The organism is Pontibacter sp. YIM B11418, assembly GCF_059278805.1.
Map to the genome: position 1 here is coordinate 1 of NZ_JCAEMH010000001.1, position 14,666 is coordinate 14,666.

At 47.6% G+C, this 14,666-nt stretch carries 13 protein-coding genes and 1 tRNA gene; 5 read left to right on the plus strand and 9 right to left on the minus strand.

Annotation, left to right across the window (positions count from 1 at the left end; genetic code table 11):
• Positions 1-919: 919 nt before the first annotated feature.
• From AC4QZR_RS00005 to AC4QZR_RS00020, 4 genes are read right to left on the minus strand one after another with little or no spacing between them, the layout of a single operon-like run.
• Positions 920-2,203, minus strand: coding sequence for an adenylosuccinate synthase (locus AC4QZR_RS00005; protein WP_494479103.1), 1,284 nt, complete (start codon positions 2,201-2,203; stop codon positions 920-922).
• 7 nt (positions 2,204-2,210) lie between these two features.
• Entirely contained in the window at positions 2,211-2,561 is a 351-nt protein-coding gene (locus AC4QZR_RS00010) for an STAS domain-containing protein (protein ID WP_188502971.1), read from the minus strand.
• Entirely contained in the window at positions 2,533-3,033 is a 501-nt protein-coding gene (locus tag AC4QZR_RS00015) for a Fur family transcriptional regulator (protein WP_220625712.1), read from the minus strand. Before AC4QZR_RS00015 ends, AC4QZR_RS00010 begins: the two co-directional genes overlap by 29 nt.
• Before the next feature lie 35 nt (positions 3,034-3,068).
• Positions 3,069-5,264, minus strand: a complete 2,196-nt coding sequence (locus AC4QZR_RS00020; protein ID WP_494479104.1) for a RelA/SpoT family protein — start codon at positions 5,262-5,264, stop codon at positions 3,069-3,071.
• Positions 5,265-5,561: 297 nt separating this feature from the next.
• On the opposite strand from AC4QZR_RS00020, the gene AC4QZR_RS00025 reads away from it, so the two are divergent.
• The 4 genes from AC4QZR_RS00025 (at position 5,562) to clpX (ending at position 9,413) form a co-directional block, all read left to right on the plus strand.
• Positions 5,562-5,643, plus strand: a tRNA-Leu gene (locus tag AC4QZR_RS00025).
• A 77-nt stretch (positions 5,644-5,720) separates the two neighbouring features.
• Positions 5,721-7,040: a trigger factor gene (tig, locus tag AC4QZR_RS00030; protein WP_494479105.1), complete on the plus strand. Its 1,320-nt coding sequence runs from the start codon at positions 5,721-5,723 to the stop codon at positions 7,038-7,040.
• An 88-nt stretch (positions 7,041-7,128) separates the two neighbouring features.
• A complete protein-coding gene (locus tag AC4QZR_RS00035; protein ID WP_255594129.1) occupies positions 7,129-7,827 on the plus strand; it encodes a ClpP family protease in 699 nt (232 codons plus the stop codon).
• Between the two features lie 362 nt (positions 7,828-8,189).
• Positions 8,190-9,413 carry an ATP-dependent Clp protease ATP-binding subunit ClpX gene (gene clpX, locus AC4QZR_RS00040; protein ID WP_116542706.1) on the plus strand — a complete coding sequence of 408 codons (1,224 nt, stop codon included), beginning with the start codon at positions 8,190-8,192 and terminating at the stop codon, positions 9,411-9,413.
• A gap of 96 nt (positions 9,414-9,509) precedes the next feature.
• Here the strand turns inward: clpX and lpxB are convergent, their stop codons facing one another.
• From lpxB to AC4QZR_RS00060, 4 genes are all read right to left on the minus strand, one after another.
• Positions 9,510-10,628 (minus strand): lipid-A-disaccharide synthase, encoded by a 1,119-nt coding sequence (lpxB, locus tag AC4QZR_RS00045; RefSeq protein ID WP_494479106.1) that lies wholly within the window; start codon positions 10,626-10,628, stop codon positions 9,510-9,512.
• 85 nt (positions 10,629-10,713) lie between these two features.
• On the minus strand, positions 10,714-11,130 hold the full coding sequence (locus AC4QZR_RS00050) for a 6-pyruvoyl trahydropterin synthase family protein (RefSeq protein WP_253400469.1): 417 nt from the start codon (positions 11,128-11,130) through the stop codon (positions 10,714-10,716).
• Positions 11,131-12,138 (minus strand): FecCD family ABC transporter permease, encoded by a 1,008-nt coding sequence (locus AC4QZR_RS00055; protein ID WP_494479107.1) that lies wholly within the window; start codon positions 12,136-12,138, stop codon positions 11,131-11,133.
• A complete protein-coding gene (locus AC4QZR_RS00060; protein ID WP_494479108.1) occupies positions 12,135-13,031 on the minus strand; it encodes an ABC transporter substrate-binding protein in 897 nt (298 codons plus the stop codon). The genes AC4QZR_RS00055 and AC4QZR_RS00060 overlap by 4 nt, the downstream gene beginning before the upstream one ends.
• A gap of 109 nt (positions 13,032-13,140) precedes the next feature.
• Between AC4QZR_RS00060 and rfaD the strand changes: the two genes are divergently transcribed.
• Positions 13,141-14,106, plus strand: a complete 966-nt coding sequence (gene rfaD / locus AC4QZR_RS00065) for an ADP-glyceromanno-heptose 6-epimerase (RefSeq protein ID WP_494479109.1) — start codon at positions 13,141-13,143, stop codon at positions 14,104-14,106.
• A gap of 91 nt (positions 14,107-14,197) precedes the next feature.
• Here rfaD and AC4QZR_RS00070 read toward each other — a convergent pair whose 3' ends face one another.
• Positions 14,198-14,635 (minus strand): hypothetical protein, encoded by a 438-nt coding sequence (locus tag AC4QZR_RS00070; RefSeq protein ID WP_494479110.1) that lies wholly within the window; start codon positions 14,633-14,635, stop codon positions 14,198-14,200.
• Between the last annotated feature and the right edge of the window lie 31 nt (positions 14,636-14,666).

Consider the following 14,666-nt stretch of genomic DNA (forward strand, 5'->3'; position numbering starts at 1 on the left):
AGAACTTTCCGGAAGACTTCCTCTTCCGCTAGCGCCTTCCCTATTAGAAGGCGGGTGTTTTTACTTGTGACCGGGGCGACTCTGGGGCGAGCCCTTCGTCGTTTTCGGTGTGCAAAGGTCGGAAAACTTTTCCAATCCGCAAGCAAAAATTTCAATCTTTTTTTTCTTTTTCGTTGCCCTGTTGGCTTCGAAAGCGCTTTCAAGACCCTGTGTCTCGGAGCGGGTTGCAAAGGTAAGAAGAACTTTTACATCTTCAAGCACTCTGCAAAACTTTTTTTCCTTTTTTCCTGCGGGCTGTGTTAGCAGCCTTTCCAGGAACGCTTCCTTGTGAAGCGGGTGGCAAAGGTAAGCAGCTTTTTTTAAGTTGCAAGGCCCCGGCCAAAGTTTTTTTTCAGTCTCGTTCCGGAGTGCCTGGCCTCTCAGCTTTCTGCACCCGTGGCCGCCCTGCCGGCTGCCGCTTTACTCCCTTTCCCCGCCCCGTTTAACCGGGTTGGGAGTGCAAAGGTCCACAAAAATTCCCAATTTGCAAGGCCTCTCCTTACTCTTTGCTACTAATCTCACAGCGGTTCCCTTTAACTCGCTGAAAAGCACCGGGAATGATTTTGATATTTTTATTCAGTTTTTACTTTCCTGGCCCACGCTGTTGGAAATTCCTTTCTATAAAGGTACAATTAACCATTTAATGCGCTCTTTTTTTCTAACTATACCTATACTTGTTCAGCCACAGCTTAGAGATAACACATTTCTTGTTCTCTGAAGTTCCACATTGACTGTCTTTTAGAGGCCTCTTCTGTCAAATTTTAATTCCTTTATTCATGCTTAGCTCTTTCGCTAATTGAGCTATTCTTATCCATCATTAAATAAGAAAGGCTTTACCCGTTCAGAGTAAAGCCTTTCTATTATATAATATTCTAATTAGCTACGCGCTCACTTTTTCTCTTCTTAATGTGCTCTTCCGGTCAGGACCAACTGATGCTATAGTAATTGGCACCTCCAGATGCTGCTCCAGGAAAGTCATATAATTATTGAAGGCTTCCGGTAATGCTTCTACTGTATCAATCTGATTTAAGTCAACTTTCCAACCAGGGAGCTCTTCATAGATCGGCTCCATGGTCTCTGTATCTAAAGAGTGCGGCAATCGATCTGTTATCTCACCAGATGCGAGCTTATAATGCGTACATACCTTGATTGTGTCGAACTCTGTCAGCACATCAGCTTTCATCATATTGAGCTGCGTCACGCCATTAAGCATAATGGAATACTTCAGGGTTGGGAGATCTACCCAACCACAGCGACGCGGACGCCCTGTGGTAGAGCCAAACTCATTTCCTGCCTTCCTGATCTGGTCGCCTACTTCATCCAGCAATTCTGTAGGGAAAGGTCCGCTACCGACTCTTGTGCAGTATGCTTTGAAGATACCGTATACCTCACCAATGTGACGAGGCGCTACTCCAAGACCTGTGCAGGCACCTGCTACCAGTGTAGTGGAGGATGTAACAAATGGGTATGTGCCAAAGTCAACGTCCAACAATGAACCTTGCGCTCCTTCAGCCAATACACGCTTGCCATTCTTCAGGGCATCGTTGATCATATACTCGCTGTCAACCAACTTAAGCGTTCGCAGGTATTCTACTGCTTCAAAGAAAATCTGCTCTTGCTCGCCAAGGTCTAAGGACTGACCATAGAACTCCACTGTTTTGCGGTGACGGTCTACCAGCTTATTATAACGATCCTGAAAATCATCTGCCAGAATATCCCCAACACGCAGTCCCACTCTGCCGATCTTATCCTGGTAAGTCGGACCTATACCTTTCAGTGTAGAACCGATCTTCCCTGTGCCCAAGGCTTCTTCCGAAACCCGGTCGAGCACTTTGTGCGATGGCAGGATTAAGGAGGTTTTTTTAGAAATAAACAGATTTTGGGATGCATCTACACCGCGATCCTGTAGTTTCTGCATCTCGATGCGAAACACGATTGGGTCTAGCACAACGCCATTGCCAATAATATTCTGAATATGCGGGTGAAATATACCGGAAGGGATCTGGTGAAGCACATGCTTGGTGCCTTCAAATTCGAGTGTGTGTCCTGCATTAGGGCCTCCCTGGAAACGGGCCACAATGTCATAGGTAGGAGCCAGTACGTCGACGATTTTGCCTTTGCCCTCGTCGCCCCACTGCAGACCTATAAGTATGTCAACTGCCATTTATAAGTTAGTAAATTGATTCCTTTAAGAATTGCGCTGCGAAGTTATCATTTTCTGCGATGGTAAAAATGGCATTCAGCTTCGTAACGATCAAAAGTTTTCGAATGTGGTCAGAAGGCTTGATCAAAACCAACTCTCCTCCCCTGTTCCGAAACTTTGTTAGCAGCGAAACAAGCACACCCATGCCACTGCTGTCCATGAAGCGGACATTGGAAAGGTCCACAGCACACAGCATTACTTTGTTTTCCACTTGCTCTTCGGCAACGTTCATCAGTTGCTGGGTATCCGGTCCTGCAACCAAGTCACCCTCCAGTCTGATGAACAGGACATCATCCTTTAGCTCTGTCTGATACTTCATGCTGTTGTTCGGTTGCTTTTTTGGCGCGGCAATCGCCGCATACCCCGTAAAGATTTAGGGAATGGTGCAAGATATGAAAATTTAGAAGGTCGCCCACCATGGTCTGTATATTATGGATACGCGGATCACAAAACTCCACCACCTTGTGACATTCCGTACAGATTACATGATCGTGCTGCCGGTAGCCGTATGATTTCTCGTACTGCGCCAGGTTGCGGCCAAACTGGTGCTTGCTTACCAGGTCGTTCTCCACTAACAGGTCCAGGGTATTGTACACCGTGGCCCGGCTCACGCGGTAGTTCTTATTTTTCATGCTGATGTAGAGCGACTCCACATCAAAGTGACCGGATCGGGAGTAGATCTCTTCCAGAATGGCGTAGCGCTCCGGCGTCTTGCGAAGCCCCTTGCTTTCCAGGTATGCTGTGAAAATTTTCTTTACTTGCTCTATTCTATTCTGCAGGTCTGTTACCATGTCTTTTCGCTCTTATATATAATAGGTGTGGCGACTTAGTCGAATCGTTCGACTGTCAGCACACCCGTCACCTTGCCCATGCGCTGGATCAACTTATCCAGATGGCCGGTGTCATTAACAAAAACCATAATGTTCCCTTCAAAGATTCCATCATGCGAATCTATTGTGATCGAGCGCATGTTTACCCGCAAGCTGTTTGAGATGATGCGGGTCAGGTCGTTTACCAGACCAACACGGTCTGTTCCCTTAATGCGTATACCTGCCAGGAAAGCCAGTTCCTTCTGATCCGTCCACTTGGCCTTGATGATGCGGTTGCCATAGTTAGACATTAGTTCTATCCCTTTCTTACAGGTGGTGCGGTGAATCTCAATGCCGTCCCCCTCTGTCTCAAAGCCAAACACTTCGTCGCCAGGTATAGGGTTGCAGCATGTGGCTACTTTATAATTCATGTTCGAGGTGTTCTCCCCTATCACGAGCATATCAGAAGTCACCCCGCGTATCTTCTGCACTTCCCGGTCAAAGGACTTGGGCTCGAGCATTGAAGCGCCTCGTTCTGCCTGTGCAGAAAAGATCACTTCTTTGATGTTCTTGATATCAATATGGCCGGTGGCGATGCGGTAGTGCAAATCCTGCACCGTTGGCACGTTAAAGAAGGCCATGAGCTTATTCAGATTTCCCTGCGTTTCAGGTACTTTCAGGTATACAAGGCGACGCTCCAGCATTGCTTTGCCCTGCTCCGATTTATTCTTGCGGTCTTCGCGCAGGTACTCTTTGATACGGGAACGGGCTTTGGAGGTCACCACATAGTCCAGCCATTCTTCGTTCGGTTTCTGCTTCTGCGACGTCAGGATCTCTACCTGATCACCGTTGCGCAACCGGAAGCTAAGCGGTACCAGTTTTTGGTTCACCTTGGCTCCAAGGCAGTGCAAGCCAATTTCTGAGTGAATCTCAAACGCGAAGTCGAGGGCAGTAGCCCGGTCTGGCAGAATCAGCAGTTCTCCTTTAGGGGTAAAGACAAACACCTCCTCCACAAACAGGTTCTTGCGGAACTCGTCCATAAACTCCAGTGCGTTGGCTGTGTTATTCTCCAGCATGTCGCGCACCTTGTTTATCCACATCTCTAGGCCGGACTCGCCTCCGCTACCGTCGCTCTTATATTTCCAGTGTGCAGCATAACCGCGTTCGGCAATTTCGTCCATACGCTTGGTCCGGATCTGCACCTCCACCCACTGACCCGATTTACTCATCACAGTCGTATGCAACGACTCGTAGCCATTGGCTTTTGGGGTATTCACCCAGTCACGCAGGCGGTCCGGGTTTGGTTGGTAGAAGTCTGTTATAATAGAGTATACCTGCCAGCAGGCTGCTTTTTCATGCTCAAGTGGCACATCCAGCGTAATGCGTATAGCAAACAGGTCGTAGATCTCTTCAAAGGTGATGTTCTGCTTCTTGATCTTCTTTAAGATGGAGTAGATCGACTTTGGTCTTCCTTTGATGTTGAATTTAAAACCGTGCCGACGCAGTTCCTCTTCTATCGGAGAGATGAAGTCTTTGATGAACTTGCCCCTGGCACTGCGCGTCTGCCGTATCTTGGTCGAAATGTCCTTATAAGTATCGGTATCGGTGTACTTCAGGTATAGGTCTTCCAGTTCCGACTTGATCGCATAAAGCCCGAGGCGGTGTGCCAGCGGGGCGTACAGGTACATGGTTTCGGAAGCAATCTTGAGCTGCTTGTGGCGTGGCATGCTGTCGAGCGTACGCATGTTGTGCAGGCGGTCGGCCAGTTTGATCAGGATAACCCGCACGTCATCCGACAGCGTGAGCAGCATCTTACGGAAGTTCTCGGCCTGCTGCGAGGTACCATAGTCAAATACGCCGGATATCTTGGTCAATCCTTCGATGATGCGCGCTACACTCGTACCGAACTCGCGCTCGACCTCATCCACCTCCATATCGGTATCCTCGACCACGTCGTGCAGCAGGGCCGCTACGATAGAAGTGGTACCAAGCCCGATCTCCTCCACGGCAATCTGGGCCACAGCAAGCGGATGCAGAATGTAAGGCTCTCCTGATTTGCGGCGCATGTCTTTATGGGCCTCCACAGAAGTACTGAAAGCCTTTTTGATGATCTTGGCGTCGTTGTCCTTCAGGAAAGGCTTGGCGTGCCGAAGTAATCTGCGGTAGTGTCTAAGGATCTCTTTGCGTTCTGCTTCTGGATCGATCATGTTCATGCTAAAGCTGGAAAGTATAGGGTGCTCAGGCCGGGCGAGCCTGCAGCCATCCTTATGCTACTATCTATAGGTATAAGTGAGGCAGAGGCGTATTAAGTTTCAAATATACATGAATATCCGCTTTCATGCACGCAATGCTATGCGAATCGTGCAATTTGTTGATGCTGAATCACTAAGCTCTCAATTGCTGCACTGCTCGGGATAGAGAATAAAAAATATTCGCTTTTTTTAGACCTCACTCTTGCATTTAAAGATAGCGTTCGTAAATTTGCACCATCATTACAAACAAGCACACATGCGGATGTGGCGAAATTGGTAGACGCACTAGACTTAGGATCTAGCGCTGCGAGGCATGGGGGTTCGAGTCCCTCCATCCGCACACAAACGAAACCCTCAACAGCCCATGTTGGGGGTTTGTTTTTACTAGATGTATCATCACTAAAATTTTTGTAAGCCTTGAATATTACATTAAATCAAACCGACGGCACTAACGCGCAACTGAAGGTAGTCCTGGAAGAGGCGGACTATGCTACTAAAGTTGACCAGCAAGTAAAAGAATTCAGCAAGAAAGCTCAGATCAAAGGCTTCAGACCTGGTAAAGTGCCTGCAGGACTTATCAAGAAGATGTATGGCAAGAGCATACTGGTTGAGGCGATCAACAAACTTCTTCAGGAGGAGATCTCTAAGTATATCAAGGACAACGATGTAAAACTGCTGGGCGAGCCGCTTCCGGAGCCAAGCCAGGAGAACATTGACTGGGACAACCAGAAAGATTTTGAATTTACGTATGCCGTTGGCCTACTGCCAGACTTCAACCTTCCGCTGGATAAAAGCGTAGAGGGTTACACTGTGGAGCTGGACCAGAATACAGTGGACGAGGCTTACGAAAACCTGAAGCGCCAGTTCGGCAAAACAACAAACCCGGAAACTTCTGAAGAAGGTGACTTCATCTACGGTGACCTGAAGCAAGTAGAAGGCGAGTTCGAGTCTAAAACGCTTATCCCTACAAGCCGTGTAGTAGAAGGTAAAGATCAGTTCATGGGCGTAAAAGCCGGTGACGTGATCCGTTTCGATATCCGCAAGGCATTTGGTGATGACAACAGCGCACTGGCTCACGTAACTGGCCTGAGCAAAGATGTAGTAGCTGACCTGAACGGTGAGTTCGAATTCACAGTAGAGAAAATCAACCGTACTGAGGCTGCTGAACTGAATCAAGAGCTGTTTGACAAGCTGTTCGGCAAGGACGAAGTGAAGACGGAAGAAGAGTTCGACGCTAAGATCCGTGAGACGATCAAGGAGAACTACGAGCGCGAGGCAGACAACTTGCTATACCGCAATATCATTGATACCTTAGTGAACAACGTAGAGGCAGAGCTTCCGACTGAGTTCTTCAAGCGTTGGTTGCAGGTGACCAATGAAGGCCGTTTGACTACAGAGCAGATCGAAGAGAACTTCGACAAGTACCTGAAGGAGCTGAAGTGGTCTATGATCAAGAACAAGGTTGTAGAAGAAAACGAGCTGAAAGTATCCAACGAAGAGGTGGTAAGCAGCACGAAAGAGAAAATGTTGGCGCAGTTCAACATGCCAGAGGTTCCGGAGGAATTGGTAGAGAGCATGAATAACTATGCTAACCAGTATCTGCAGCAGGACAATGGCCGTAACTACATTAATGAGTACGAGCAACTGCTGGCCGAGAAGGTGCTCGCTAAACTAAAAGAAAAGATGACTGTTGTAGAGAAGACAATCTCTACAGAGGACTTCAAAAACCTATCGTAATAACGATTAATAATATTTAACCTAAAAAGTCCTTTATTATTTAAAGGACTTTTTTATTTTTGACCAAACCGTAAATCTAAACAAGATGATGTTTAACAAAGACGAGTTCCGGAAATTTGCCGTAAAGGGCCAGGGCATGAGTGGCCTGGGCGTAGATCAATATATTAGTCATGTAGAAGGCCGTGCCATGCATACCATTGAAAGCATGACGCGCTCTGTAATTGAGGAACGTCCGACGAACTTCCGTGAGATCGATGTGTTCTCACGCCTGATTATGGACCGCATTATTTTCCTGGGTACGCAGGTAGACGATTTTATCGCCAATATCATTACCGCCCAGTTGCTGTTCCTGGAGTCAGCTGATGCGAAGAAAGACATTTTGCTGTACATTAACAGCCCGGGTGGTTCCGTATACGCCGGCCTCGGCATCTACGACACTATGCAGTATGTGAACCCGGATGTAGCGACGATCTGTACAGGTCTGGCCGCTTCTATGGGTGCTGTGCTACTGGCCGGTGGCGCCAAGAACAAGCGCTCTGCTTTACCGCACGCCCGCGTTATGATTCACCAGCCAATGGGTGGTGCACAGGGTCAGGCATCTGATATTGAAATCACAGCCCGTGAGATCCTGAAGCTGAAGAAAGAGCTTTATGAGATTTTGGCTGAGCACTCTGGCAAATCATACCAGGAGGTATACGACAACTCCGACCGCGACTACTGGATGAAAGCGGAAGAAGCGAAAGAGTATGGCCTGATTGACGAAGTATTGCACCGCAAGAAAGACTAAGTCCCATACGGACAGCAATGTCCTGTGAGTAAAATAGCAAAGCCCATCCTGTGTACAGGATGGGCTTTGCTATTTTATTTTGCAAGAAAGAATTGCACCATTATAATACCAATCCTGAAAATAGAACTATACCTAAAAATTTATCAACACAGGTATGTGGATACTAAAAGCTTACAAATTACTGAATTACAGGCTTTTAAATCAAAATACAGTAATAGCAATTTTTTAATTTATGGCTACTTTTTATAACCATATCAACATTTTAGAAATTAAAATACTACCTTAGTAAGGTTTCAATTTTGTACCTTTGCTTCTGAATTACACCCGAGAGGGCCAATAAAATCTTCTGAACAAACTTTTTTATGGCTGAAATTACCTGCTCATTTTGTGGCAAGAACAAAAAAGACGTATCTGTGATGATATCCGGAATCAACGCGCATATATGCGACCGTTGTATCGGACAGGCACAGCAAATCCTGAATGAGGAAAATAAGATACGCGCCAACAGCCGCACGCCGAAATTTAACCTGATGAAGCCGCGACAGATGAAGGAGTACCTTGATCAGTTTGTGGTAGGACAGGACGAGGCGAAGAAAGTAATGTCAGTGGCGGTATACAACCACTACAAGCGCTTGATGCAGCGCACCAACGAAGATGATGTGGTGATCGAGAAGTCAAACATCATCATGGTAGGCGAGACAGGTACAGGCAAGACCTACCTGGCACGCATGATGGCTGGTATTCTGCAAGTGCCTTTCTGCATAGCGGACGCGACTGTGCTGACAGAGGCTGGCTATGTAGGCGAGGACGTAGAGAGCATTCTGACACGCCTACTGCAGGCTGCCGACTATAATGTAGAGTCTGCTGAACGCGGTATCGTATACATTGACGAGATCGACAAGATTGCCCGCAAGAGCGATAACCCATCTATTACCCGCGACGTGAGTGGCGAGGGCGTGCAGCAGGCTTTGCTGAAACTGCTCGAGGGTACGGTAGTAAACGTGCCGCCGCAAGGTGGACGTAAGCATCCGGAACAAAAGATGATCACGGTGAACACCGAGAACATCCTGTTCATTTGCGGTGGTGCCTTTGTAGGTATAGACCGTCTGATCAAAAACAGACTGAACACCCGTCCGATTGGCTTCTCTAAGTCAAAGCAGGACGACGAAGAAGAAAAAGAGAACTTCCTGCGTTACCTGACTGCGCAAGACCTGAAGAACTTCGGACTTATACCTGAGCTGATCGGTCGTCTGCCAGTGCTCACGCACCTGAACCCACTCGATAAAGATACACTTCGCCTGATTTTACTGGAGCCTAAGAACTCTATTGTAAAGCAGTACAAGCGCCTGTTCGAGATGGAGAACATCAGCCTTAGCTTTGATGACGATGCATTGGACTACATTGTAGAGAAAGCTGCAGAATATAAACTCGGCGCCCGTGGTTTACGCTCCATTTGCGAAGGTATCATGACGGATGCTATGTTTGAACTGCCGTCTGAGGAAGGCGCTAAAGAACTGGTGATTACTGGTGAGTATGCTCGCGATAAATTTGATAAATCGCCCCTGAAGCAGCTTCGTGTTGCTTAAGGTATAGAAAGATAAAAAGAGAGGGCCTCAGCTTTATGTAGCTGAGGCCCTCTCTTTTTAGGTATAGGTATACACAACTCTGTGTGGAATTATCGATTATACCTCATCCTTCAAATAACCTACCATTAATTCTGCAGCACGCTCAGCGGTACGGTACTCTCCTATTTTCTTCTTCACAAGCGCATAGCCCTCCTGCTGCTTCTGCATAGCATATTTATCAAACAGAATGTTTTTCAGCTCAGCCACGATCTTTTTGGCAGTGAAATCCTCCTGAATCAACTCAGCTACGACGGGCTTATCGGCTATCAGGTTAACGAGCGAAATATACGGCACCTTGATCACACGCTTACCGATAGCATATGAAATGGCGCTGGTCTTGTAGCACACGACTTGCGGCACGTCAAACAATGCTGTTTCGAGTGTAGCCGTACCTGAGGTGACAAGCGCAGCTTTTGCATGCGATAGCAGGTCGTAGGTCTGGTCGTAAACGACCTTGATATTCGGGTCTTTGTTGTACTGCTCGTAATACTCTTTCGAGAAGTTTGAGACGCCGGCCACAATAAACTGGTAATCGCGGAAGGAAGGCAGCACGCTCAGCATTACCTCCAACATGTTCTCGATCTCCTGCTTACGGCTACCCGGCAACAGTGCTATGATAGGCTTGTTGTTCTGAATATGGTTCCGGACTCTGAAATCAGGCGCCACCACATGGTCGTTCACTGAGTCTGCTACCGGATTGCCGATATAGTCCACCTTGTAGTCAAAACGACCATAGAATTCCTCCTCAAAAGGCATAATCACAAACATGCGGTCTACGAGGCGCTTGATCTTGTGCACTCGGCCCTGGTTCCAGGCCCAGATCTTTGGGGAGATATAGTAGAACACTTTCAAACCGTGTTCTTTAGCGAATTTGGCAATCCGCATGTTGAAACCAGCGTAATCCACCAGAATAATTACATCCGGCTTAAAGGCTGTGATATCCTCTTTACACTCACGCAGGAAACCCAGTATTTTGAAAAAATTGACGGCAGCCTCCGCAAAGCCCATAAAGGCCATCTCCTGGTAATGCTTGACCAGGTGCATACCGGCCTCCTGCATCATGTCGCCCCCCCAACCTCTTATGTCAGCCTCGGGATCTTTTTCCCGGAGCTGTTTGATGAGGTTAGAAGCGTGCAGATCGCCTGAGCGTTCGCCGGCTATAATATAATATTTCATGTAATGTGTATGCGTTTGGGGCTGCCTGACTAAGGCAGAAACGAAGAAAGCAATGGAACAGGTATAGCCAAATGGCTATGATTGCTTATTCGCCAAAATACTCCACGTAGTTGCGTGGGGTTTCATATAATTTGAGGCTGTGCAGCTTGGCTTGAGAAATTTCAGCGATTTTAGGCTCCAGAATTTTCCAGAACTCTACTACCAGGTTCTCGGTGCTGGCTAGCTTGTCTTCCATAAAGGCCACATCGAGGTTCAGGTTCTTATGGTCTACTTTCTCTATGATGTTCCTGCGGATAAGCGTGCTCAACTTTTTGAGGTCTATCACAAAACCGGTATCCGGGTCTGGTTTGCCCTTTACGGTCACGATTAGTTCATAATTGTGCCCATGCCAGTTGGTATTCGCACACGGCCCGAATACCTCCTTATTCTTCGCCAACGACCAGTTCGGGTTGTGCAGCTTGTGGGCTGCGTTAAAATGCTCTAATCTGCTTACGTAAATCATTTAACTGCTAAACTTATAATTCTTTTGGGACAGCAAATATACGAAGAAAGGAACACCAAAGAACGATGTAATGATTCCAATTGGGAGACCGGCTGGCGGATATAAAATACGGGACAAAAGATCGCAGAGGAGCATGAACAGACCGCCCATAAAGGCGCAGAAAAGCAGATTGCTCTTACCGGTCGCTCCCATTAGTCCACGGGTGACGTGCGGAATGATCAGACCTACAAAACCAATGGGTCCGGAGGTAGCTACTGCAAAGCCCGTAACCACTGAAACAGCAGCCAGAATGGCCCATCGGGTTTTCGCCACATTCACTCCCAAAGCTTGTGCCCGGTTGGCACCAAGCAGTAAGATGTTCAGCTGCTTCTGCAGGAAAGCAAATAGCAGAAGTGCAACCAATAGTGCTGTGGCCGGGTATGGCAGCAGCGACCAGCTAGCCCGCTCAAAGCTTCCCATCGACCAGAATATCACCGACTTGAGTTTGCCTTCTGAGTCAGACAGAAAAGTGAGCAGCCCTACCATAGCCGTGACCAGCGAACTGATGGCTATACCTGCTAACAGCAATTGCGCAGGTATAAGCTGGCGCTTCCGATAGCCTAGCACTACCACGACCAGCGTTACCACAAAGGCTCCTATTAGGGCAAACACGGGTGGCATGTAAAAGCCTCCAATCGACACTTCAACAAAACCAAAAAACACGATCACTGCACCTAACGATGCGCCGGAAGCAGTACCCAACAGGTATGGATCCGCCAGTCCGTTGTTGACCATGGCCTGCATGAGGTAACCGCAAAAAGCTAATGATGCCCCTACCACCAAAGCCAGCAAAAGTCGGGGCAGACGAAGGTGTGTGATAGCGAAATGCGTCGTATTATCCGGGTCGTAATGAAAGAAAGCCTCCTGAATCGTAGCCAGGTCCACCTCAAATGTACCTACCTGCAGCCCGAACACCAGCGCCACCAGGATCAGCAGAATAGCCCCTGCAAAGTATAGCGCTCTGCTCATGGGTATAGGAAGCTTTCAAGTTCGCGGATCGACTCTACAACCCGAGGGCTTGGCCGTTCGATCAGGTTGCCAGTAGGTTGGTAAATGCGCTTGTTCTGGTAAGCGGCAATTTTGTGCAGCTCCGGGTATAGACTGAAGAATTCCCGCTCCAGTCGCTCTACACTTCCTCCTAACAGCACATCCGGGTTCATTTTGAGAATATACTCGCGTGTGAGTGCCGGGTAGGGCTGATCAAAAACTTCCTGCACGGCATTTTGGGCACCGAGTATACGTAGCTGATCTGTTAGAATAGTGTTCTGCCCATACACATAGATCGGGTCACTCCAGGTAATAGCCAGCACACGCTGCTGCTTTGCCTGCCCGCTATACATGCGTTCAATCTCCTGCACCTGCTTTCGCAGCGAATCGGCCAGATAATTTGCCTGTTGTTCACGGTTCATGATGCGGCCGATGTCTTCTATACCTTCCAGAATATCTGCTACGCTGCGGTACTTTTGATAATAGACAGGTATACCTAACTCTTCCAGTCGGGCTGCCATATCGAGGGGAGTTATACCTTCTACTGTAAAAATCAGGTCAGGCTTCAGGGCCAGTACCTGCTCTAAATCGACAGGATAATTATTTACGACAGGCTTGCTGTATACGGCAGTCGGGTAGTCGCACTGGGGGGTGCGCCCAACAATGGCAGCCGTGTCGCAAACGGCAAACAGCATCTCGGTCATGGATGAGGCAAAGGCCATCACCCGTTCCGGCTGTCTTTTTAGCTTAATATTACGTCCCAGGTCATCCTGCAGCACCAGCTCCTCCCCTGCCTGTTCTTCTTTGCCCGAGCCGCAGGCGCAGCAAAAGAGCAGCAGGCATACTGCCAAAAACTTGTTCAGGTATGGATACAAGGTATAGATCGGTTTCTGATTGAAGGAGCGCCAGGGCGATGTGCGCTTCGGCTCCGTTTATTTTCGTAAATTTAACGCAATATTACTTTACAGCCTATAAAACTGAATTATGATCGTTGTAACTGGTGCTGCCGGCTTTATTGCGAGTTGCCTTGTGAGCAGGCTCAACGCAGCTAATTTTAATGATATCGTGGTGGTGGACAATTTCTCTGTCGCCAAAAAAGAAGGAAACCTGAAAGGGAAAAAGATAAAGGAATATGTAGACCGTGACGGTTTCTTTGAGTGGCTGGACGACAACTACGAAGAAGTAGAATTCATCTTCCACCTGGGTGCCCGCACCGATACCACGGAGTTCAACAAAGATGTATTTGACCTGCTCAACCTGAACTACTCCAAACAGGTATGGAACGCCTGCTGCGAGTACCAGATTCCGCTGGTATACGCTTCGTCAGCGGCCACCTACGGCTCCGGCACGCTCGGCTACGACGACGAAGAGGCCACTATACCATTGCTAAAACCGCTTAACCCATACGGCGACTCTAAAAACGATTTCGATAAGTGGGCACTGGAGCAGACGGCAAAGCCTTTCTTCTGGGCAGGACTAAAGTTCTTCAACGTGTACGGTCCCAACGAGTACCACAAAGGCAAGATGGCCTCTGTTATTTTCCATGCCTATAATCAGATCAAAGAAAAGGGCAGCATGAAGCTTTTCCGCTCGCACAACCCCGACTATGCTGACGGCGAACAGATGCGTGATTTTGTATATGTAAAAGATGTGGTAGAGGTATGTATGTTTTTAATGCAACACCGCAAAAACTCCGGCATTTACAACCTTGGTTCTGGTAAAGCCCGCACTTTTATGGCTTTGGCACTCAACACATTCGATGCCATGGGTATAGCACCTAACATCGACTTCATGGACACCCCAGAGAACTTACGCGACAACTACCAATACTTCACCGAAGCTAACATGAATAAGCTTCGCTCTATCGGTTACGATCGTGAGTTCTATACCTTAGAGGAAGGAGTGAAGGATTATGTCCAGAACTACCTGATGGAGGGAAAGTATTATTAACAATGTAAACTGAACGATTTATCATTCGGCAGGTATAGCAATGCCCCGCATATGGTTTTATAGGCGGGGCATTTATATTTCTGATAACTACTTAAAAACTCTTAGTGGTTTTTATTTTGCGCTGTCGAGACCTTGGATTCCTTCTTTCGGGTGTCGCCGAATACTCTCGGTTTCGAAGCACATAGGTTATTACACTTGATGTCCGCTCAGCAGGCATAGTGGCATCATCTATTCTTTTAAAAGTCATTTTTGATGTTGCATTACGGTAAATACGTTCTGCTTCCTCACTTACAGTACTCTCAATCAGCTCTATTCTAGCCAGCTCTCCCGCACTACTAATTGTAAGCCGGTAGACGATTTTACCTTCTTCAGAAGTGTGGTCGCCTACTGGTCCCTTCAATTCCCAAGCCCAACCACTCTGATGTAGCGGTTTCAAACTATCAGGTATGGCAGCGTTCTCTTGTCCTAGCGTAGGTGCTGTAGAAAGAAGATATAACAACATACCAAAACACAATACTGCGTATCTCATCTGATTGATAATAAACTGTAAGCAATGCTCA